This window comes from Streptacidiphilus alkalitolerans (assembly GCF_042511045.1).
Lineage (GTDB): Bacteria > Actinomycetota > Actinomycetes > Streptomycetales > Streptomycetaceae > Streptacidiphilus > Streptacidiphilus alkalitolerans.
Genome location: NZ_JBHEZX010000008.1, coordinates 220458 through 239712, shown reverse-complemented (window position 1 = coordinate 239712; position 19255 = coordinate 220458). Strand labels below are relative to the sequence as shown.

Below are 19255 nucleotides of genomic sequence, written 5' to 3'. Positions count from 1 at the left end.
CCCACGCGCCTGAGCCGTCGTCGCGCAGCGCCGACGCGGCGCAACCCCTGCCTGTTGGCGGCGGCGGCCACCCCGCCGGGCGGCGGAGGCGTGCCGCCCGGCCACCGGGCCAGGAGCAGCCACGCGCAGCGTCAGCGCGGCGCAGCCGCCCGCTGGCTGCGGCGAGCACAGCCGCGCCCCGGGCTACCCCGCCGCTGCCTGGTCCTTGATGAAGTGGGCCAGTGCGGCTACCCCGTCCTTGATCTGATCGACCGTCAGGGAGCTGCAGGAGAGCCGTAGGCGTCGTTCGCCCCCGCCCCCCGGGTAGAAGGGGGCCATCGGGGTCCACAGCACGCCCCGCTCGCGGGCGCAGCGCTCCATCGCGCGTTCGTCGGCGTCGAAGGGGACGGTGAGGACGGCGAAGAAGCCGCCCTCGGGGCGGTTCCAGCTGACCCCCAGCTCCCTCCGGAGCGGAGCGGGGAAGTGGCGTTCCAGCTCGTCCAGCATCGTCCCCAGGTTCGCCGCGTAGAACGCCGTGGCGGCGGCGTTGGCCTTGCGGAGCCGGAAGTCGTGCCGGATCAGCATCCCGCCGATCACCGCCTGGCTCAACGCCGGGGTGTTGACCGTGGTCATGCTCTTGAGCTTGGCCAGTTCGTCGGCCAGCAGCGTCCGCCGGCCACCCGCCGACTCCACCTCCTGGTCGGCCACGACATAACCGAGCCGGGCCCCAGGGAAGCAGGTCTTGGCGAAGGAGCCCAGGTAGACGACCTGCCGACGGCGGTCCAACGCCTTCAGCGTGGGCCGCTCGCCCGGCGACCGGGCGAAGAACCCGTACGGGTTGTCCTCGACGACCAGCAGCCCCTCCGCCGCCGCGACGTCCAGCAGCCGCGCCCTCGCCGCCAGCGGCATGCTGGTGCCGGACGGGTTGGCGAAGTCGGGCACCACGTACAGCGCACGGGGCCGCTGCCCCCGCTCCCGGACCGCCCGGGCGACCGCCGCGACCGCCTCCGGGTCCGGCCCGCCCTGCGGCCCCTCCGGGACCGGCACGGTGGTGAGGTCGAGCAGCCGGGCCGCCCCGGTGACCCCCACGTAGCAGGGGGAGCTGACCAGCAGCACGTCATCCGCGGTGGCGCACAGCGCCCGCAGGACCAGCAGCATGCCCTCCTGCGCGCCGACCGTGAGCACCAGTGCCTCGGGGGCGACGTCCAGGCCCTCGTCGTTGGCCAGGGTGCGGGCGACCAGGTCCGGGATGATGCCCTTGGTGGGCCCGTACTGGAACAGCGTGCTGCGGACCGCCTCCGGGCCGAGGCCGCGCTCGCGCAGGTGGTCCAGGTAGGCGTCCAGGTAGTCCTGGATGTGCTCGGGTTCGAAGAAGCCCTCGTAGGGCCGGCCCGGGGCGAAGGAGATCGCGTCCGGGTAGCGCGTGGTGACTTCGTTGAGGAAGGTCATCGCGTCCAGCAGCGGGTCGGCGAGCGAGCCGTGCAGCTCGCCGAGGGCCAGCGGCCGGATCTCCGGTCCGCCGGTCACCGCAGCGCCTCGCGCAACTGCTCGGCCGCGTACTGCTGGGCGTCGAGCGCGCTGTCCAGCTGCCCGGTCATGGCGAAGAAGCCGTGCGGCATGCCGTCGTAGCGGCGGCCTGCGACGCTGACGCCCGCCGCCCGCAGCGCGGCGGCGTACTGTTCGCCCTCGTCCCGCAGCGGGTCGTACTCGGCGGTGATCACCGTGGCCGGAGGGAGTCCTGACAGGTCGTCGGCGCGCAGCGGGGAGGCCAGCGGGTTGTCCCCGTCCCCGGCGGCGGCCAGGTAGTGCCCCCAGTACCAGGCCACCGAGCGGCGGTTGAACAGCAGCGGGTCGTCGTTGTCGCGCAGTGAGTCGGTGTCCGCGCGGTGGTCGGTGTTGGGGTAGACCAGCAGCTGGTGCCGCAGCGCGGGGCCGCCCCGCTCGCGGAGCAGCAGGGTGAGCGCGGCGGCCAGGTTGCCGCCGGCGCTGTCGCCGCCGACCGCCAGCCGGTCCGGGTCCAGGCCGAGGCCGTCCGCCTGGGCGGTGATCCAGTGCAGCGCCGCGGCGCAGTCCTCCAGCGCGGCCGGGAAGGGGTGTTCGGGGGCCAGCCGGTAGCCGACCGAGACGGTGACGCAGCCGGCGCTGTTGGCGAGTCGGCGGCAGATCGCGTCGGAGGTGTCCGGTGAGCCGAGGGTCCAGCCGCCGCCGAAGAGGTAGAGCAGGGCCGGCAGCGGTCGGCCGTGAGCCTCCGGCCGGTACAGCCGGAGCAGCAGCGGGCCGCCGGGGCCGGGGATGCGGCGTTCCTCGACCACCGCGACCGGCTCGGGGGTGCCGGCGGCGGCCTGGATGTCGGCGAGGTCGGCGGCCCGGGCCTGGGCCAGGGTGAGCGCGTAGAGGGGCGGTGCTCCGGAACGAGAGCGGTGCTCTCGCAGGGCCAGCGCCTGCGGATGGAGTGGCATGTGGGTTCCGGTCAGCCTGTCGTCGTCGGTACGTCGGCCTCGACGTAGATGGTTTCGTCGGTGCGGAAGGGGGTGTCCAGGTCGGCGACGTCCGGGCGGACGCCCTCCCGGTAGCCGCAGGCGCGGATGTCCTCCGCGGCGAACCCGGCCCGGGTGAGCACGTACCGCAGCTCGTCCAGGTCGTAGATCCACTGGTGACCGTAGTAGCGGAAGATCTGGTTGACCAGGAAGGCCCTGCGCTCGGGCATCGGCGGGCCGAAGCCCATGGTGCTCAGCCGCCGCCGGTGCCGGGTCAGGAAGCCGTCCCGGTTGACATAGCCGTTGAGGTAGCGGGCCAGGTCGGGGGTGGTGATCCGGAGCACGCCGCCGGGCCGCAGCACCCGCCGGGCCTCGCTCAGCCAGTCCACCGCCACCGGCATGGTCACATGCTCGATCAGGTGCTCGGCGTAGACCCAGTCCACACTGGCGTCGGCGAAGGGCAGCGGCTGCGAGATGTCCAGCTGGGTGAAGCAGCGGTCGCCGTCCACCCGGTAGAGGGTTCCCGGCTCGCTGGCAGCGGTCCGGTCGGTGCTGCGCAGCACCGCCAGGTCGGTGCCGAGACCGGCCGGATGGGCGGTCCTGAAAGCGGCGAACTCGATTCCGGTGAGCCCGAGTTCGAGGAAGTCGTCGCGGTCGTGCGGCAGCTCGGTGGCGATCGGCTCCAGCTTCTCGCAACCGGCCACCTGCTCGCTGAACTCGTCGAGCCGTACCGCGAGGCCGTCCGGGTCGTCCCAGTCCCAGCCGGGGAACGCTGGCCGCTTGGTCATCTCTGCAGTCCTGTTCTTCCGCCGGTCGTGCCGGTCGGATGTCTACTCGTCAGGGGTGGTGCGAAGGCGGCTGCGCCGAGCGCGCCGCGGTCCAGGTCCCGCAGCCGGGGGCGGCCCAACAGGGCCATCGCATGAGTGAGTTCGGTGCCGAGCAGGTCGAGCACCTCGGCCGCGCCGTCCTCCCCGCCGACCGCGAGTCCCCACAGCACCGGCCGTCCGACCAGTACCGCGCGGGCGCCCAGGGCGAGGGCGACCGCGATGTCGGTCCCGGTGCGCACCCCGCCGTCGAACAGCACGGGGAAGTCCGGGGGCAGCGCGTCGACCACCTCGGGCAGGGCGGCCAGGCTGGTCAGCGCGCCGTCCAGCTGCCGTCCGCCGTGGTTGGAGACCACCACGGCGTCGGCCCCGTGCTCGGCCGCGAGCCGGGCGTCCTCGGCGGTGAGGATGCCCTTCAGCACCAGCGGCAGCCGGGTCCTGGCCCGTAGCCAGGCCAGGTCGGACCAGGTCAGCGCGGGGTCGAACTGCTCCCGGGCGTGGTCCTCGATGCCCGAGGCCCCGGCGCCGCCGCGATGGCTGGCCGCCATCAGCTCCGGGTCGAGGTTGACCGCCCGGACCCCGGACGGGACCGCGAAGCCGTTGCGCAGGTCGCGCAGTCGGCGGCCGACCCGGGGAGCGTCCACGGTCAGCACCAGGGCCAGGTAGCCGGCCGCCTCGGCCCGCTCGACCAGTCCGGCCAGGACCTCCCGGCGGCGCAGCCAGTACAGCTGGAGCCAGAGCGGTCCGGTCGCTGCGGCGGCGATCTCCTCAAGTGAACGACTCGCGAAGATCCCGGCCACCAGCAGGGTGCCGGTGCGGCCCGCCGCGCGGGCCGTCGCCGTCTCCCCCTCCGGATCCACCAGCCGGTGGTAGGCCATCGGGGCGACGCCGATCGGCGTCCGCAGCGGCGAACCGAGCAGGGTGACCGAAGGATCGCAGACCGAGACGTCGACCAGCACCCTGGGTCGCAGGGCGTAGTGGCCGAACTGGGTCAGGTTCGCCGCCAGTGTGCGCTCCTCCCCGCTCCCACCTGCGATGAAGTCCCAGATGGGGGCGGGCAGTCGGGCGCGGGCCCCGCGCTCGACCTCCGCCAGCGCGAGCAGTCCCATCGGCTCCCCTTCCGGGTGGCCGCGATCGGAACCAGTCCCGGCTAGGCAGCGTAGGAGGTCTGGACCACATTGGTATAGACCTTGATTTGACGATTCGTCTGTGCCAGTGTCTGCATTCGGAATTGACCGAACAAATTGTGAACCGACGTCCATATTTCCCTCCTCTGCGTGGAGTGGCGTTGACCGGCTTTCCCCTCCCCCAGCCTCTGCCTGCCCGAACGCCGGAAGACTGGGTCGAGCTCTTCCTCCTGGCCGGCCCCGGCGACGAGGAGTGCCTGCGCTTCGGCTCCCCCGTCGACCGCAGCACCCTGCGCCGACTGGTCGCCGCCCAGCGCGAACAACTCGCCGCCGCCGGACTGGAACCCGGCGGAACAGTCGCCCTGCGCCTGCCGCCCTCGCTCGGCTTCGTCGTCGCGCTACTCGCCAGTTGGCAGCAGCAGGCCCAAGTCACGCTCCTGGACCACCGACTGACGGACCATGAGGTCGATCTGGCGCTGGACCGGCTGAGACCGCAGCTGCTGGTCCTGGCGGAGCACCGCCCCGCGGCGGCCCTGCGCGGCTTCAGCGAGGTCACGCCCGTCCTGGTCCCGCTGGCGGACGGACGGCCGGCCGCGACCCCGCACGCCCTGCTGCAGCTCAGCTCCGGGTCCACCGGTCCTTCCAAGGTGATCGCCCGCACCGGGGTCGACCTGATCCGCGAACTGGACTGCTACGCAAGGCTTCCGGACTTCCCCGGCGAGGGCGAGCGAGTGGTGCTGCTGTCCTCGGTGGTGCATGTGCTCGGCCTGGTCGGCGGGCTGCTCAACAGCCTGCACGCCAGGGCTCCGCTGACCGTCCCGGAACGGATGACCGCCGCCGGGATCCTGGCCGCCGTCGCCGCCGACGACCGGCCCACCACCGTGATCGGGGTGCCGTTCCACGCCGAACTGCTGGCGGGCGCGACGGCTCCCCCGCCGCTGCCGCAGCTGCGCCGGATGGTGGTGGCCGGCGAGCTGGTCCGCCCGGGCCTGCCCGCCGCCTTCACCGCCCGCTACGGCGTGCCGCTGGGCACCATGTACGGGATGACCGAGCTCGGCGTCATCGCCACCGACCTCACCGGCGCGCTGCACCCCTGGACCGAACCGGTGCACGGGCTGCGGTTGCGCGAGCAGTCCGGCGAACTGCAGATCGCCATGGACGGCTCGCCCTACCCGGGCCTCGCCGACCCCTCCCGCTGGTCCGACGGCTGGCTCCGTACCAGGGACGCCGCCCGGATCGACCCCGGCACCGGACGGGTCACCGTGCTCGGCCGGCGCGACTCCCAGGTGTCGGTCGGCGGCCTGAAGGTCGATCTCACCGAGGTCGAGCAGACCCTGGCCGCCCTGCCCGAGGTGCGCGAGGCGGTGGTGGTCTTCGAGGCCGGCGCCATCGAGGCGTACCTGGTCGGCGAGGAGGGCGCCGACCCGGCCGGCATCCAGGAGCTGCTGGCGCGTCAACTGGCCCCGTACAAACGCCCGCGCCGGCTCTCCTTCCTCACCGCACTCCCCCGCACCACCACCGGCAAGCTGCTCCGCGACGTGTCCTGCCTCCGTGACGCCGCCTCAGCCGCTGTCTGAACCACCCCGCCCTGCCACCGCTTTGCGCACCAGCAGAACCTGAAGCACCCGCCCAGACCTAGCGAACCCAGTACAAGGAGCACACCATGCAGGACCGGATCCGCGAGTACGTCCTCGCCACGCTGACCGAGATGAACTACGACGTCTCCGAGGTGACCGGCGACACCGACCTCGGCCCGGCCGGGCTCGACCTGGAGTCCCTGGCCCTGGCCGACCTCTCGGTCCAGGTCGAGGACGAGTTCGGGGTCAAGTTCGACCTGGACGAGATGGAGAACACGGCGCTGATGACGCTGGACGAGTTCACCGCCGACGTGGCCGCGCGGATCGCCGCCGCCGCTGCCCCGGCCGTGTCCGGCAGCCCGGCGTGACCGGGATCGAGCCGCCGGGCCGGGCCGAGGTGCTGGTGATGCTCGCCGCCTTCGGCGACCGCGCCCCCGAGGCCGTCCAGGACGCCCTGGGGTCGCTGGAACTCACCTGGCTGATAGCCGAGCTCGAGCAGCGCTACGGGGTCGAACTCGATCTGTCGGACGAGCGCTTCGACGCGATCCGCACCGTGGACGACGCCGTCGCGGTGCTGGGCGAGGCCATGGGCGGGACCAGATCCGTGGCGGCGGCGCAGCCATGAGCAGCGACGCCGCCCCCGCCGCCCGGCCGGTGGTCACCGGGATCGGGGTCCTCAGCGCCTGCGGCCACGGACTCGACCCGCTGGTGACGGCGGTCGGCTACGGCAAGGCCGGGTTCAGCACGGTGTCCCGCTTCGACGTCGCCCGGCGCCGGGTGCGACGGGCCGCGCTGCTGCCCGACCCGCCACCGCTCGCGGAGGCCCTGCTGACCGTCCTCGGCGATGCCTGCCGCCAGGCGGACCCGTCCGGAGCCGGCTCCGGCACGAACCTGGGGACGACCCCGCTGCTGCTGGCCCTGCACAGCGACCTGCGCACCGCCGGGGTCGCCGCGCGGGTCGGCGCAGGGGCGGCCGAGCAGTGGGGCCTGCCCGGGGTGACCCGGGTCTACACCGGCGCCTGCGTCGCGGCCGGCACCGCCGTGGCGGACGCCGCCGCACTGGTCCGGGCCGGCCGGCACCCCCGGGTGCTGGTCGCGGCCGGACACCTGGTCGAGCCGGGGGTCTTCGCGGCCTTCGACGCCGGACGGGCGCTGGCCCGGGACGGTGAGCTGCGCCCGTTCAGCTCCGGGCGCAGCGGCATGCTGCTGGGCGACGCGGCGGTGGCGGTCCTGGTCGAGGCCGAGTCCGCCGCCGAGGCCCGCGGCGCCCAGGTGCTGGCCCGGCTGGCCGGCTGGGGCAGGTCGGGCGACGCGCACCATGTCTGCCGTCCGGTCCCGGACGGCGGCGGGATGGCGCGGGCCGCCGAAGCCGCACTGGCCAGGGCCGGGGTGGACGCCGCCGAGGTCGGTTACGTCAACGCCAACGGCACCGGCTCGCCGCTGGCCGACCGGGCCGAGGCGGCGGCGCTGCGGCGGGTCTTCGGCGACCGCACCGACACGCTGCCGGTCAGCTCCACCAAGGCCGTGCACGGCCACGCCCTGGAGGCGTCGGCCCTGCTCGAACTCGTGGTCACCATCGGCGCGCTGCGCCGCGGGCTGCTCCCGGTCAACGCCGGATACCTCGGACCGGACCCGGACTGCCGGCTCGACCTGGTGCTGGACGGGCCGCGCGAGGCCGCGCCCCGCTATGCGCTGAGCCTCAACTCCGCCTTCGGCGGCGCCAACACCGCGCTCCTGGTGGCTGCCTGATGGCTGCTCAGCTGAAGATCCTGGCCGAGGGCCGCTGGCCGGACCCGGACGACCCCGACGGCCTGCAGCTCCCTCCGCTGCCCGGCTTCACCGCTTCCAGCTTCAATCCGCTGGTCGCCGAGACCGCCGAGCGCTGCCTGCGGGCCCACCACGGCGACCGGGTGGAACCGAGCCGGACCGCGCTGCTGCTCGCCAGCCACGGCGGGGACCGGGCGACCGCGCTGGCCATCGACACCGCGGCGGCTGCCGACCGGCAGATGCCGCCGCTGCTGTTCTTCCAGTCCAATCCCAACGCCGTGCTCGGCCATGTCGCCGCCCGCCACCGGCTCACCGGCCCGGTGGTCGCGATCAGTCCGACCGGCACCGGCACACCGGGCGAAGTCCCCTCCGACGCATTGGAGTTGGCCGAGCTACTGCTCCTTGACGGTGACGCCGACCAGGTCCTCGTCATCGCCGCCGAGCCGGCCGAGCACTCGGAACACCCCGAGCACCCGCACCGCACAGACCGGGCCGTCGCCGTCCTGGTCACCACCGCCTGAGGGCAGCGCCGCCCCCGGCCCCGTCACTCCCCCATCTCGCACCGGTATGGCCGCAGGGCCATCGGAGGGATCCCGCCATGAGCACCCGCAATATCCGCGCGCTCCTCGCAGCCGATCCGCAGGTCGGCGCCGGAAACGTGCTGACCAGCAGAATCGCCCTCGGCATCGACCTGGACGAACCGCTGCTGACCTTTGACACCGCCGTGGACGACCACGCCGGCTGGCAGCCGTTCACCCTGCGCGAGCTGGACCGCTCGGTCCGGGCCAGGGCCGCCGCGCTGCACGCCCTCGGCATCCGCCCGCGCGACCCGGTGGTGGTCTATGCGAGCGACGCCGCCGACCATGTGCTGGCCTTCCTGGCGCTGGCCCGGCTCGGGGCGATCCCGGCGCTGCTCAACCCGCATCTGGACGGCGACCGGGCGTCCCGCTACATCCAGCGGCTGGGCGCGGTCGGCATCCTGACCGACCCCGCGCACACGGCCGTGCTGGACGGGTACGACCCGGGCGCGCCGCTGCTGCCGGAGATCGGCTCGCTGGCCGTGGGCGCCGACCCGGAGCAGGCGCCGGAGCCGTACCGGCACTGGCACGACGACCCAGTGGCGATCACCCACTCCTCCGGCACCACCGGCCTGCCCAAGGCGGTGCTGCACTCGCACGACAGCCTCTACGCGGCGATCCGGCACCGCCTCGCGCTGCCCCGGCCGCAGGGCTCGGACCGGATGCTGAGCGCGCTGCCGGCGCCGCACGCCGCGACCCTGATCGCGGTCAACCTCGCCCTCAGCTCGCAGGCCGAGATCGCGCTGCTGTCCGCCCAGTCCGGCGCCGGGGTGCTGGACGCGATCGAGAGCTGGCAGCCGCGCGGGGTGATCGGATTCGCCGCCACCTGGGCCGATCTGGCGCACCATGACCTGAGCACCCGTCAACTCGACTCGGTCGCCCTGTGGTGGAACACCGGCGACTGCGCCCACGAGGCGCACATCCGGCGGCTGATCGCGGCCGGCTCGCGGGAGACCTCCACCCGGGCCGGACGGGCCCGGGTCCCCGGTTCGCTCTTCGTGGACGGGCTCGGCTCGACCGAGATGGGCCACTCGCACTTCTTCATCACCCACGGCCCCGGCACCGAGCGCTACGGCCGCTGCGTCGGCAAGCCGCACGCCTTCGTGGACTGCGCCGTGCTCGCCCCCGACGGCTCGGCCCTCGGCCCCGGCGAGGTCGGCGAACTGGGCACCCGCTCCCCCACCCTGGCCCTCGGCTACTGGAACGACTCGCTGACCACCCACCGCACCCGGGTCCGCGGCTACTTCCTCACCGGCGACCTGATGTACCGGGACGAGGAGGGCTACTACTACCACGTCGACCGCGCCGTGGACTCGGTGGACCTCGGCGGCGGGCAGCGGCTGTTCACCGCGATGTCGGAGGAACGGGTGCTGGCGGCCTGCCCCGACATCCTGGACTGCACCGTGGTCGCGGTGCGCAGCGGCGGCGAGGTGGTCACCGACGTGCTGCTGCAGCTCGACGGGGCCGCCGACCCGGACGCCGACCGTACCAAGGAGGTGACGGCCGCGCTGGACCCGCACACCGCCGCCACCGTCCGGCAGGTGCTGGTGGTGTCGGACGACCGGATCCCGCTCGGGCCGACCGGCAAGGTCCGCAAGGTGCTGCTCCGGGAGCGCCACCTCGCCTCGGTGGCCGCCCGGTGAACGCCGGACCGCGAAGCGCCGGACCGGTGAACGCCGACGCCGCCGTGGTGACCGGGATCGGCCTGGTCACCCCGGTCGGCCGCAAGCCCTCGGAGGTCTTCGACGCCCTCACCGACGGCCGCTCCGGCATCCGGGCGCTGCCGGAGGGCCACGCCGCGCACGGCTGGCTGGAGGCCGCCGGGCTCGCCCCGGCCATCGACGGACGCGAGGTGCTGCCGCCGACCGAGACCCGCTGCGTGGACCGCTTCGTGCTGCTGGCCATCGCCGCGGCCGACGACGCCCTCGCCGACGCCGGGATCGTGGTCGGCCGGGACGTCGACCCGCGCCGGGTGGCGGTGGTGCTGGCCACCGGGGGCGGCGGCCTGGAGACCTTCGAGCAGCAGTCGCACCGCAGGCTGAACCGCGGCCGACCCGGCGTCAGCCCCTATCTGCTGCCCGGCATGCTGTCCAACATGGCCACCGCCAGGGTGGCCATCAAGCACGGCATCCGCGGCTACAGCTCGGCCGTCATCACCGCCTGCGCGGCCGGCGCCCAGGCCGTCGCCGAGGGGCTGCGGCTGATCCGCGCGGGCGACGCCGATGTGGTGGTCTGCGGCGGCAGCGAGTCCTCGCTGCACCCGACCATCGCCGCCGCCTTCACCAACGCCCATGCGCTGGCCCACGGCTGGAGCGATCCGGAGCAGTCCAGCCGGCCCTTCGACTCCCGCAGGAACGGCTTTGTGCTCGGCGAGGGAAGCGCCGTCCTGGTCCTGGAGCGCGGCGCCCACGCCGATGCGCGCGGGGCCGCGGGCTACGCCGACCTGACCGGCTGGGGCGGCTCCACCGACGCCCACCACCCGACCATGCCGCGTCCGGACGGCGAGGGGGCGGCCGACTCCATGCGGTCCGCGCTGGCCTCGGCCGGACTGGCCCCCGCCGACATCGGCTACGTCAACGCCCACGGCACCGGCACCAAGCTCGGCGACGCCGCCGAAGCGGCGGCCCTGCACACGGTGTTCGGCACGGACCAGCCCGCGGTCAGCTCCACCAAGGGGTCGACCGGGCACCTGCTCGGCGCGGCCGGGGCGGTCGAGGCGGCGGTGTCCGTGCTCGCGGTCGCCCGCGGGGTGCTGCCGCCGACGGTGAACCTGGACGACCCCGACCCGTCCTGCCCGCTCGACCACATCAGGGGCGCGGCCAGGACCACGCCGATCCGCGCCGCCCTGAGCAACTCCTTCGCCTTCGGCGGCCACAACATCAGCCTCGTCTTCGAGCCGCCGTCCACCCGCGCCACGCGCTAGCGGACCGTACGACGCACATCGCACACCACACGTCCGGGGAGCTCCGTTGACCATCCACACCATCAGCCATATCGAGTACCACTGCGCCGATGCCGCGCAGTCCGCGGCCGACCTGGTCACGGGCTTCGGCTTCGCGCCGGACGCCCGGCAGCCCGACCGGCGCCCCGGCGTGCACGCCGTCCATCTGCACCAGGGCGCCATCCGGCTGCGGCTCAGCTCGGCCGACGCCGCCGACCACCCGGTTGCCCGGTTCGTGGAGCAGCACGGCGACGGGGTCGCCGTGATCGCCCTCGGCTGCGCCGATCCCGAGGCCTCGCTGGAACGCGCCGTGCGCCACGGCGGCCGGGTGCTGGACCGGGACGGCGGCCTGGTGGCCGGCTTCGGCGACGTGGCGCTGCGCTTCGTCGCCGACGTGCCCGCCCCGGCCGAGGCGCCGCGGCCCGAAGCCCTGCTGGACCTGCTGGACCACGCTGCGATCTGCGTGCCGGCCGGGGAACTCGCCGCCGCCGTGCGCTTCTGCGAGGCGGCGCTGGGCTTCCACCGGATCTTCGGCGAGCGGGTCGAGATCGGCGCCCAGGCGATGGACTCCAGCGTGGTGCAGAGCGCCTCGGGCGCGGTGACCTTCACCCTGATCGAGCCGGACACCGACCGGCAGCCGGGCCAGATCGACGCCTTCCTGGACGCGCACCAGGGGCCGGGCGTGCAGCACCTGGCCTTCCGCACCCATGACATCGCCGCCGCCCTGCGCCGCTTCCGGGCCGACGGGGTGGAGTTCCTGACCACGCCGTCCGCCTACTACGACGGCCTGGCCGAGCGGCTCGGCGGCACCGCGATCCCGGTGCCGGTGCTGCGCGAGCTGGACGTCCTGGTGGACCAGGACCACGGCGGCCAGCTGTTCCAGATCTTCACCCGCTCGGTGCACTCGCGCAGGACCTTCTTCCTGGAGCTGATCGAGCGTCAGGGCGCCGGCACCTTCGGCACCGCCAACATCAAGGCCCTCTACGAGGCCGTCGAACGCCAGAACGCCACCGCGTCCCTCTGAGAGGCCCCGCACCATGACCACCCTGACGACTCCGCAGGACTTCACCCTCACCGACGCCGAGCGCGCCCTGCTGCCGACCCCCGAGGAGGCGGCCGGCTACGCCGAGCACGGCTGGTACCTCTCCCGCCGGCTGTTCAGCGACGAGGAGTTGGACACCCTCCAGGACGCCACCGAGAAGTACTACGAGGGCCACCGCGACCGCACCCTCCCGGTCCGGCCGCCGAACCTGGCCGCCTGGGAACCCGCGGACGGCGACGTCCAGCGGCACAACGACTACGTCCACTACGAGAGCGACGCCATCGCCGCGATCCTGCGCAAGCCGCTGCTCGGCGCGGTCGCCGCGGTGCTGGCCGAGGCCGAGGAGGTCCGGATCTGGCAGTCGACGCTGATCTACAAGCCGCCGGTCCCGGAGGAGCCCAGCAACCAGGTGCCCTGGCACTTCGACCGGCACTACTGGGGGACCTGCAGTTCGGAGCGGATGCTCACCGCCTTCATCCCGTTCCACGACTGCGGCGAGGAGAACGGCACCATCACCATGGTGGACGGCAGCCACCACTGGAAGGAACTGCCCACCGGCGAGGACTCCAGCCGCCACTTCGCCCAGCGCGACCGCTCCGAGCTGGAGCAGTTGCTCGCCGACAACGCCCGCTACAACGGGCAGGAGGTGCGCAAGGTCCCGGTGGTGATCCCACGCGGCCACGTCAGCTTCCACCACTGCCGGACCTACCACGGCAGCGGCGCCAACCGCGCCCCCGAACCCCGCCGCGCGGTCTCGCTGCACCTGCAGGACGCCGGGAACCACTACCGCCGGCACACCCGCCCGGACGGCAGCGCCGTGGCCTACAACCACGATGTGGTGGTCCGGCGCACCCCGGCCGACCTGCCGGACTACGCCGACCCGGAGATCTGCCCGACCCTGTGGCGCGGTGCGGTGTGACGGAGCATCAACTTCCGTCCCTGGAGACGCTGGAGGGCCGCTACCGGATGCTGCGGCTGATCCGCGGCTTCGAGCAGCGGGCACTGGCGCTGGTGAAGTCCGGCGAGATCGTCGGCGGCATCCACCCGTACATCGGGCAGGAGGCGGTGGCGGTCGGCGTCTGCGCGGCGCTGCGTCCGGACGACCGGATCACCAGCACCCACCGGGGCCACGGCCACGTCCTGGCCAAGGGCGCGGACCCGCGCCGGCTGATGGCCGAACTGGCGGGCCGCGAGAGCGGGTTGAACCAGGGCCGGGGCGGCTCGATGCACGCGGCCGACCTGTCCCTCGGCATCCTCGGCGCCAACGGCATCGTCGGCGCCGGGGCCCCGATCGCGGTCGGCGCCGCCTGGGCCGCGCAGCAGGCGGGCGAGGACCGGGTGGTGGTCAGCTTCTTCGGCGACGGCGCGCTCAACCAGGGCGTGCTGCTGGAGTCGTTGAACCTGGCCGCGATGTGGCGGCTCCCGGTGCTCTTCGTCTGCGAGAACAACGGCTACGCCACCACCCTGCCCGCCGCCACCGCGGTGGCCGGCAGCGCGCTGGGCCGGGCGCAGGCCTTCGGCATCCCGGCCGTCCCGGTCGACGGCATGGACACCGAGGCGGTACGGGAGGCGGCGGTCCGGGCCGTGGCGCGGGCCAGGGCCGGGGACGGCCCCGCCTTCCTGGAGTGCCACACCTACCGCTTCGAGGGACACCACACCATGGAGCGCCGAATGAAGGTCAACTACCGTACGGCGGAGGAGATCGAGGACTGGCGTTCGCGCGACCCGCTGCCGCGGGCCGCCTCGGCCGTGGCCCCGGCCCGGCGGGCGGTGATCGACCTGCGGGTCGACGCCGAGCTCGACGGGGCCGAGCGCTTCGCCCTCGCCGCCGCGCACCCGGATCCGGCCGGTGCCTGCGACCACCTCTACGCGAGCGGGCTGCGGCCCAGGGCCGGGGCGGTCGGATGACCCTGCTCTCCTACACCAAGGCCCTGAACCGCGCCCTGGCCGACGCACTCGCCGACGACCCTGCCGTCTGCGTGTTCGGCGAGGACGTCGGGGCCGGCATGGCCGGGCCGACCCTGGGCCTGCAGCAGCGCTTCGGCCCCGGCCGGGTGGTGGACACCCCGCTGTCCGAGCAGGGCTTCACCGGAATGGCGATCGGCGCCGCGCTGGCCGGGCGGCGACCGGTGATCGAGTTCCAGATCCCCTCGCTGCTGTTCCTGGTCTTCGAGCAACTGGTGAACCAGGCCCACAAGTTCTCGCTGATGACCGGCGGCCAGGCCGGGGTCCCGCTGACCTGCCTGGTGCCCGGCTCGGGCTCCAGGGACGGCTGGGCCGGCCAGCACTCGGACCACCCCTACGGCCTGTTCGCCCACGCCGGGGTCAAGACCGTGGTCCCGGCCACCCCCTCCGACGCCTACGGCCTGCTGCTCTCCGCGATCCGGGACCCGGACCCGGTGGTGGTCTTCGCCCCGGCCGCCGCGCTGGGCGTCCGCGAGGACATCACCCGGGAGCTGGCTCCGATCCCGCTGGGCTCGGCCCGGGTGCACCGCAGCGGCACCGACGTGACCGTGGTCGCGGTCGGCCATCTGGTGCACGACGCGCTGGCGGTGGCGGAGGAACTGGCCGGCACCGTCTCGGTGGAGGTGCTGGACCCGCGCACCCTGCATCCCTTCGACTGGGGCGCGCTGGCGGCCTCGCTGGAACGCACCGGGCGGCTGGTCGTCATCGACGACTCCAACCGCAGCTGCGGGATCGGCGCCGAGGTCCTGGCCACGGCCGCCGAGGAGATGCGGCTGATCGCACCACCGCACCGGATCACCCGTCCGGACGGCGCGGTGCTCCCCTTCGCCCTGCACCTGGACCGGGCCCTGCAGCCCGGCCGCGAGCAGTTGCGCCATGCCCTGCACTCCGTCATGAAGCACTCCTGACACCCCGTCGACCAACCTGACCACTACCACTTGAGGAGTACCACCATGCCCACCGACCGCTACCACTGGGACCGTTCGCACCCCGGCCTGTCCGGACTGCAGCAGGCCATCGATCCGCTGCGCCGCGAGGTGGTCGAGCACACCGTCTACGGACAGCTGAACAGCATCGAGCGGGTCCGCAGCTTCCTGGACCGCCATGTCTTCGCGGTCTGGGACTTCATGTCGCTGCTGAAGAGCCTGCAGCGGGAGCTGACCTGCGTCGATGTCCCCTGGGTGCCCAACGGCCCGACCGCCAGCCGCCGGCTGATCAACGACATCGTGCTGGTGGAGGAGAGCGACGAGCTCGGCGAGGGCTTCACCAGCCACTTCGAGCTCTATGTGGAGGGAATGCGGCAGGCCGGAGCCGACCCGGGCCCGGTCAACGCCTTCCTCGACCTGCTGCGCGCGGGCACGGCCGTGCCGGAGGCGCTGAAGTCGGCCGGGGTGCCGCAGGCGGCGCTGGACTTCACCGGCACCACCTGGGAGATCATCGACAACGCCCCGGTGCACTGCCGCGCCGCCGCGTTCGCCTTCGGCCGGGAGGACCTGATCCCGGACATGTTCGCCCAGGTCATCAAGATCGACGACCCGGACGGCGTGCTTACCGTGTTCAAGGACTACCTGGCCCGGCACATCGAGGTGGACGGCGAGCAGCACACCCCGATGGCGATGCAGATGCTGATCGACCTCTGCGGCGACGACGAGGCCAAGTGGGCCGCCTGCGCCGACACCGTCCGCACCGCGCTGCGGGCCAGGGTGAAGCTCTGGACCGCGATCGAGGAGTCCTTCTCGGCCTGATCCCTCGCCTGGCCCCGGTCCGGGGTCAGGCGAGCTTCCGCACCGCTTCCGCCGACGCCGGCAGCACGTCCCCCGGCTCGCGGAAGCGGTGCAGTGCCGCGTACCCCTCGGGGCTGCGCAGCCGTCCGGCCAGACGGGCCGGGAGGACCGCGGTGAACAGCGAACCGGTGTTCTCGAACCCCTCCACCAGCCAGGAAACCCAAGGCAGTTGCAGGTTCGCCGCCGGGCTGAAGAAGACCGGCCGGACGCCGCCGAAGCTGACCTCGTAGGCGCCGAACCGGCTCCAGTTGGAGAAGGTGAACCTGCGCTGCGCCGGATCGAACCCGAGCGGGACGCAGTCCCCCAGCCGGTCCCGGCCGATGGCCTCCAGGAAGCGCAGGTTGGCGCGGAGGTTGAGGTGCGCGCCGGTGAAGTCCTCGATCGCCTCCCGCAGCCCGGCCGCGAGCAGCTCGGGCGCGCCCTGCCCGGGGCAGGACAGGTGGATCTCGCTGAGCAGATTGCCGATCACGGTCGCCGGCAGGTCCAGCGGACGCCGGACGTTGACCGGCACGGTCAACTCCCTGGCTTCCTTGTCCTCGTCCAACTCCCTTATCGCGGAGATGGCGTGGGCACAGATCACATCGCTGGCCGAGAGCTTGCGTCCGGCCGCCGTGATGAAGGCCTGCTTCATCCGGTCGGTCTCGGCTTCGCCGAAGTAGACCTGGACGCTGCGGTTGGCCCGGGCCGCCAGCGCGACCTCACGGCCCAGGAAGGCGACCTCCTCCGGGTCGGGCAGCCGGAATCCGGGCCGTCCGCAGTCCTCGGCCGGGAGTACCCGGTCCAGGTAGGCGTCGTGGTCCTGGACGATCTCCACCTCCGGCAGCCTGCCGCCCTCCACCGCGGCCGACCAGGCCCGCAACAGCTGGACGAAGCTCTGCATGTCGCCCACCGCGTGGTGCCAGGAGATGCCCAGCGCGGTGCCGCCGTCGGCCAGCCTGCTGATCCGCACGGTCAGCAGCGGATGCCCGCCGGTCCTGGCCTGCGCCGCCGCCACATGGTCGACCAGTTCGGCCCGGGGCAGGGTCACCCGGCCCATCGCCTCGGCCAGGGTCTCGTCCACGTCGTAGCTGTCCATCGGCACCCCGGCGCCGTCGCAGACGATCTCCAGCACGCCGTCGACGGTGCGCAGCCGGCCGCCGAACACCGGCAGTCGCTCCAGGGCCAGGGCGAGCCCGGCGGCGAGCCGCTCCTCGTCCAGCGTCTCGGCGAAGAAGTACACGACGGACACGGCGAGGTCGGCGAGCATGGTGTCCATCAGCCCGCAGCGCACCACCCCCGCGGTCGCGGTTCCCGGGCGGACCGTCCGGGAACCGCGCAGCTGCGGCCAGGCACTCACGTGGTCAAACTCCGTTCGCCCCAGGGGTTCTGATCATTCCGAAGAATAGGGCAGCAGCCGACCGCGGGCCAGTGGTCTGGACCAAATGTCACCCCGGGTTCAGCCCAGGCTCCACTGCTGGTTGGCGCCCCCGTTGCAGCCCCACAGCTCCAGCTGGGTGCCGTTGACATTGCCCGCGGGCTGGTCGCCCCCGGTGACGTCGAGGCACAGTCCGGACTGGACCCCGGTGACCGTTCCGTCGGGGTTGAGCCGCCACTGCTGGTTGGTCCCGCCGTTGCAGGTCCAGAGCTCGACCTTGGTACCGGCCGAGGTCTGGTTGTTGTAGGCGTCCAGGCACTGGGTGCCGCCGTAGAGCCGCAGCTCGCCGGCGGCGGTGATGGTCACCGCCTGGTTGCTGCCGCCGCCGCAGTCCCAGATCTGGATCTTGGTGCCCGGTGTGGTCGCCCCGCCGTTGGCGTCCAGGCAGCGCTTGGAGGAGGCGCCGACCAGCGGGTGGGTGCTGCCGGTGCTGCTGCCGCTGCCCACCGAGACCCGGTACATCACCGAGCCGTGGCCGGGGACGGTCGCCGAGATCGCGCCGGTGCTGCTGCTGACCAGGTTGGACCACAGGTTGGTCAGCTTGTAGGAGCCGGCCGACGGCAGGCCGACCGCGGCGGCCGTGGTGCTGATGGTGGCGGCGGAGGAGTTCTCGTTGAACAGCACCACCGACACATCGCCGTTGGACAGCGGCTTGGCCAGCACGTCATGGCCGCCCGAGGAGGCGACCTGGGTGCCCTGCTTGCCCAGCGAGTCCTGGTCCACCGCGACCACCGCCCGGTTGCCGTAGAGCGACAGGGTGGCCGGGGTGGCCTTGCGCAGGTCGGTGCCCGCGATCAGCGGTGCCGCCATCTCGGACCACAGGCTGAACTCGGAGCGGTCCTCGGTGAACGACATGCCGTTGCCGACCTCCAGCATGTCCGGGTCGTTCCAGGCCCCGGGGCCCGCGTACTGCGCCAGTTGGACGTTGCTGTGGTAGATCGACAGCATCGAGCCGAAGGAGGCGTTGATGTCCCCGGTGGTGCGCCACAGGTTGCCGGTGGCCGCGCCCCAGGTCCAGACGCTGTCCTCGCCCCACTCGCACATGCTGAAGACGATGGCCCGGCCGGTGTTGTGCAGCGCGTCCCGCATCGCGTCGTAGCGCTGCTGCCAGGGCACGCCCTGGTTGTTGCAGTTGTCGTACTTCAGGTAGTCCACGCCCCAGGCGGCGAAGCTGTCGGCGTCCTGCTGCTCGTGGTTCAGGCTGCCGGGGTAGCCGGCGCAGGTGGCCGTCCCCGCGCTCTCGTAGATGCCGAGCTTCAGGCCCTTGCTGTGCACATAGGCGGCGGTGCCGCTGATGCCGTCGGGGAACTTGGCCGGGTCGGGGACCAGGTTGCCGCCGGAGTCGCGCTGCGAGGCCATCCAGCAGTCGTCGATATTGACGTACTGGTAGCCGGCGTCCTTGAGGCCGGAGGAGACCAGGTAGTCGGCGGTCTGCTCGATCAGCTGCTCACTGACGTTGCAGCCGAAGGCGTTCCAGTCGTTCCAGCCCATGGGCGGGGTCCTGGCCAGTCCGTTGTCGAGAGCGCGGGCCCGGGGCGCGGCACCGAGCAGGACCAGGACCGGCAGCAGGAGTACCAGCACGGCGGTCACGGTGGCGCGGGGGTGGGGGTGGACCATCGACTCTTCTCCTTCTGTTGCAAATTGAAGGACAGTGTTTGATGTTGACTCGCTGAAGTGTCCGCTCCTGTCTGATGACCCGTCAAGACTGTTGACATGACCAAGGTAATGCAGTGACGATGCGTCAAATCCAACAGCTTTCAACATTTTTGATCCCCGAGGA

General features: G+C 73.0%; 18 protein-coding genes. 12 read left to right on the top strand and 6 right to left on the bottom strand.

Annotation, left to right across the window (positions count from 1 at the left end):
* Positions 1 to 183 precede the first annotated feature (183 nt).
* The 4 genes from ACEZDG_RS20400 to ACEZDG_RS20385 are packed head-to-tail and all read right to left on the bottom strand — an operon-like array spanning position 184 to position 4389.
* Positions 184 to 1506, bottom strand: a complete 1323-nt coding sequence (locus ACEZDG_RS20400; protein WP_380511613.1) for an aminotransferase-like domain-containing protein — start codon at positions 1504 to 1506, stop codon at positions 184 to 186.
* Entirely contained in the window at positions 1503 to 2438 is a 936-nt protein-coding gene (locus ACEZDG_RS20395) for an alpha/beta hydrolase (protein WP_380511610.1), read from the bottom strand. Before ACEZDG_RS20395 ends, ACEZDG_RS20400 begins: the two co-directional genes overlap by 4 nt.
* Positions 2439 to 2449: 11 nt before the next feature.
* Positions 2450 to 3244: a methyltransferase domain-containing protein gene (locus tag ACEZDG_RS20390; RefSeq protein WP_380511607.1), complete on the bottom strand. Its 795-nt coding sequence runs from the start codon at positions 3242 to 3244 to the stop codon at positions 2450 to 2452.
* Positions 3241 to 4389, bottom strand: coding sequence for an alpha-hydroxy acid oxidase (locus ACEZDG_RS20385; protein ID WP_380511604.1), 1149 nt, complete (start codon positions 4387 to 4389; stop codon positions 3241 to 3243). Before ACEZDG_RS20385 ends, ACEZDG_RS20390 begins: the two co-directional genes overlap by 4 nt.
* Before the next feature lie 173 nt (positions 4390 to 4562).
* Here ACEZDG_RS20385 and ACEZDG_RS20380 point away from each other — a divergent pair, with 173 nt between their 5' ends.
* The 12 genes from ACEZDG_RS20380 to ACEZDG_RS20325 all read left to right on the top strand — a co-directional run bounded on the left by ACEZDG_RS20380 (position 4563) and on the right by ACEZDG_RS20325 (position 16022).
* Positions 4563 to 5984, top strand: a complete 1422-nt coding sequence (locus ACEZDG_RS20380) for a class I adenylate-forming enzyme family protein (RefSeq protein WP_380511601.1) — start codon at positions 4563 to 4565, stop codon at positions 5982 to 5984.
* 86 nt (positions 5985 to 6070) lie between these two features.
* Positions 6071 to 6352 carry an acyl carrier protein gene (locus tag ACEZDG_RS20375; RefSeq protein ID WP_380511598.1) on the top strand — a complete coding sequence of 94 codons (282 nt, stop codon included), beginning with the start codon at positions 6071 to 6073 and terminating at the stop codon, positions 6350 to 6352.
* Positions 6349 to 6609, top strand: a complete 261-nt coding sequence (locus ACEZDG_RS20370; RefSeq protein ID WP_380511595.1) for an acyl carrier protein — start codon at positions 6349 to 6351, stop codon at positions 6607 to 6609. The genes ACEZDG_RS20375 and ACEZDG_RS20370 overlap by 4 nt, the downstream gene beginning before the upstream one ends.
* Positions 6606 to 7733, top strand: coding sequence for a beta-ketoacyl-[acyl-carrier-protein] synthase family protein (locus ACEZDG_RS20365; RefSeq protein WP_380511592.1), 1128 nt, complete (start codon positions 6606 to 6608; stop codon positions 7731 to 7733). Before ACEZDG_RS20370 ends, ACEZDG_RS20365 begins: the two co-directional genes overlap by 4 nt.
* Positions 7733 to 8272 (top strand): hypothetical protein, encoded by a 540-nt coding sequence (locus ACEZDG_RS20360; protein WP_380511589.1) that lies wholly within the window; start codon positions 7733 to 7735, stop codon positions 8270 to 8272. Before ACEZDG_RS20365 ends, ACEZDG_RS20360 begins: the two co-directional genes overlap by 1 nt.
* A 77-nt stretch (positions 8273 to 8349) precedes the next feature.
* Positions 8350 to 9972, top strand: a complete 1623-nt coding sequence (locus ACEZDG_RS20355; RefSeq protein WP_380511586.1) for a class I adenylate-forming enzyme family protein — start codon at positions 8350 to 8352, stop codon at positions 9970 to 9972.
* A 26-nt stretch (positions 9973 to 9998) separates the two neighbouring features.
* Positions 9999 to 11252, top strand: coding sequence for a beta-ketoacyl-[acyl-carrier-protein] synthase family protein (locus tag ACEZDG_RS20350; RefSeq protein WP_380511583.1), 1254 nt, complete (start codon positions 9999 to 10001; stop codon positions 11250 to 11252).
* Positions 11253 to 11298: 46 nt separating this feature from the next.
* Positions 11299 to 12294, top strand: coding sequence for a 4-hydroxyphenylpyruvate dioxygenase (hppD, locus tag ACEZDG_RS20345; RefSeq protein WP_380511581.1), 996 nt, complete (start codon positions 11299 to 11301; stop codon positions 12292 to 12294).
* Between the two features lie 13 nt (positions 12295 to 12307).
* Positions 12308 to 13231 (top strand): phytanoyl-CoA dioxygenase family protein, encoded by a 924-nt coding sequence (locus tag ACEZDG_RS20340; protein WP_380511578.1) that lies wholly within the window; start codon positions 12308 to 12310, stop codon positions 13229 to 13231.
* Positions 13228 to 14220: a thiamine pyrophosphate-dependent dehydrogenase E1 component subunit alpha gene (locus ACEZDG_RS20335; RefSeq protein WP_380511575.1), complete on the top strand. Its 993-nt coding sequence runs from the start codon at positions 13228 to 13230 to the stop codon at positions 14218 to 14220. Before ACEZDG_RS20340 ends, ACEZDG_RS20335 begins: the two co-directional genes overlap by 4 nt.
* The gene (locus tag ACEZDG_RS20330) at positions 14217 to 15185 is read left to right on the top strand and encodes an alpha-ketoacid dehydrogenase subunit beta (RefSeq protein ID WP_380511572.1); all 969 of its coding nucleotides are present in this window, start codon (positions 14217 to 14219) and stop codon (positions 15183 to 15185) included. The genes ACEZDG_RS20335 and ACEZDG_RS20330 overlap by 4 nt, the downstream gene beginning before the upstream one ends.
* A 45-nt stretch (positions 15186 to 15230) precedes the next feature.
* Positions 15231 to 16022 (top strand): DUF3050 domain-containing protein, encoded by a 792-nt coding sequence (locus ACEZDG_RS20325; protein WP_380511569.1) that lies wholly within the window; start codon positions 15231 to 15233, stop codon positions 16020 to 16022.
* A gap of 25 nt (positions 16023 to 16047) precedes the next feature.
* On the opposite strand, the gene ACEZDG_RS20320 is transcribed toward ACEZDG_RS20325, so the two are convergent.
* A complete protein-coding gene (locus ACEZDG_RS20320; RefSeq protein WP_380511566.1) occupies positions 16048 to 17397 on the bottom strand; it encodes an acyltransferase in 1350 nt (449 codons plus the stop codon).
* A gap of 99 nt (positions 17398 to 17496) precedes the next feature.
* Positions 17497 to 19092, bottom strand: a complete 1596-nt coding sequence (locus tag ACEZDG_RS20315) for a glycoside hydrolase family 27 protein (protein ID WP_380511563.1) — start codon at positions 19090 to 19092, stop codon at positions 17497 to 17499.
* Positions 19093 to 19255: the final 163 nt, after the last annotated feature.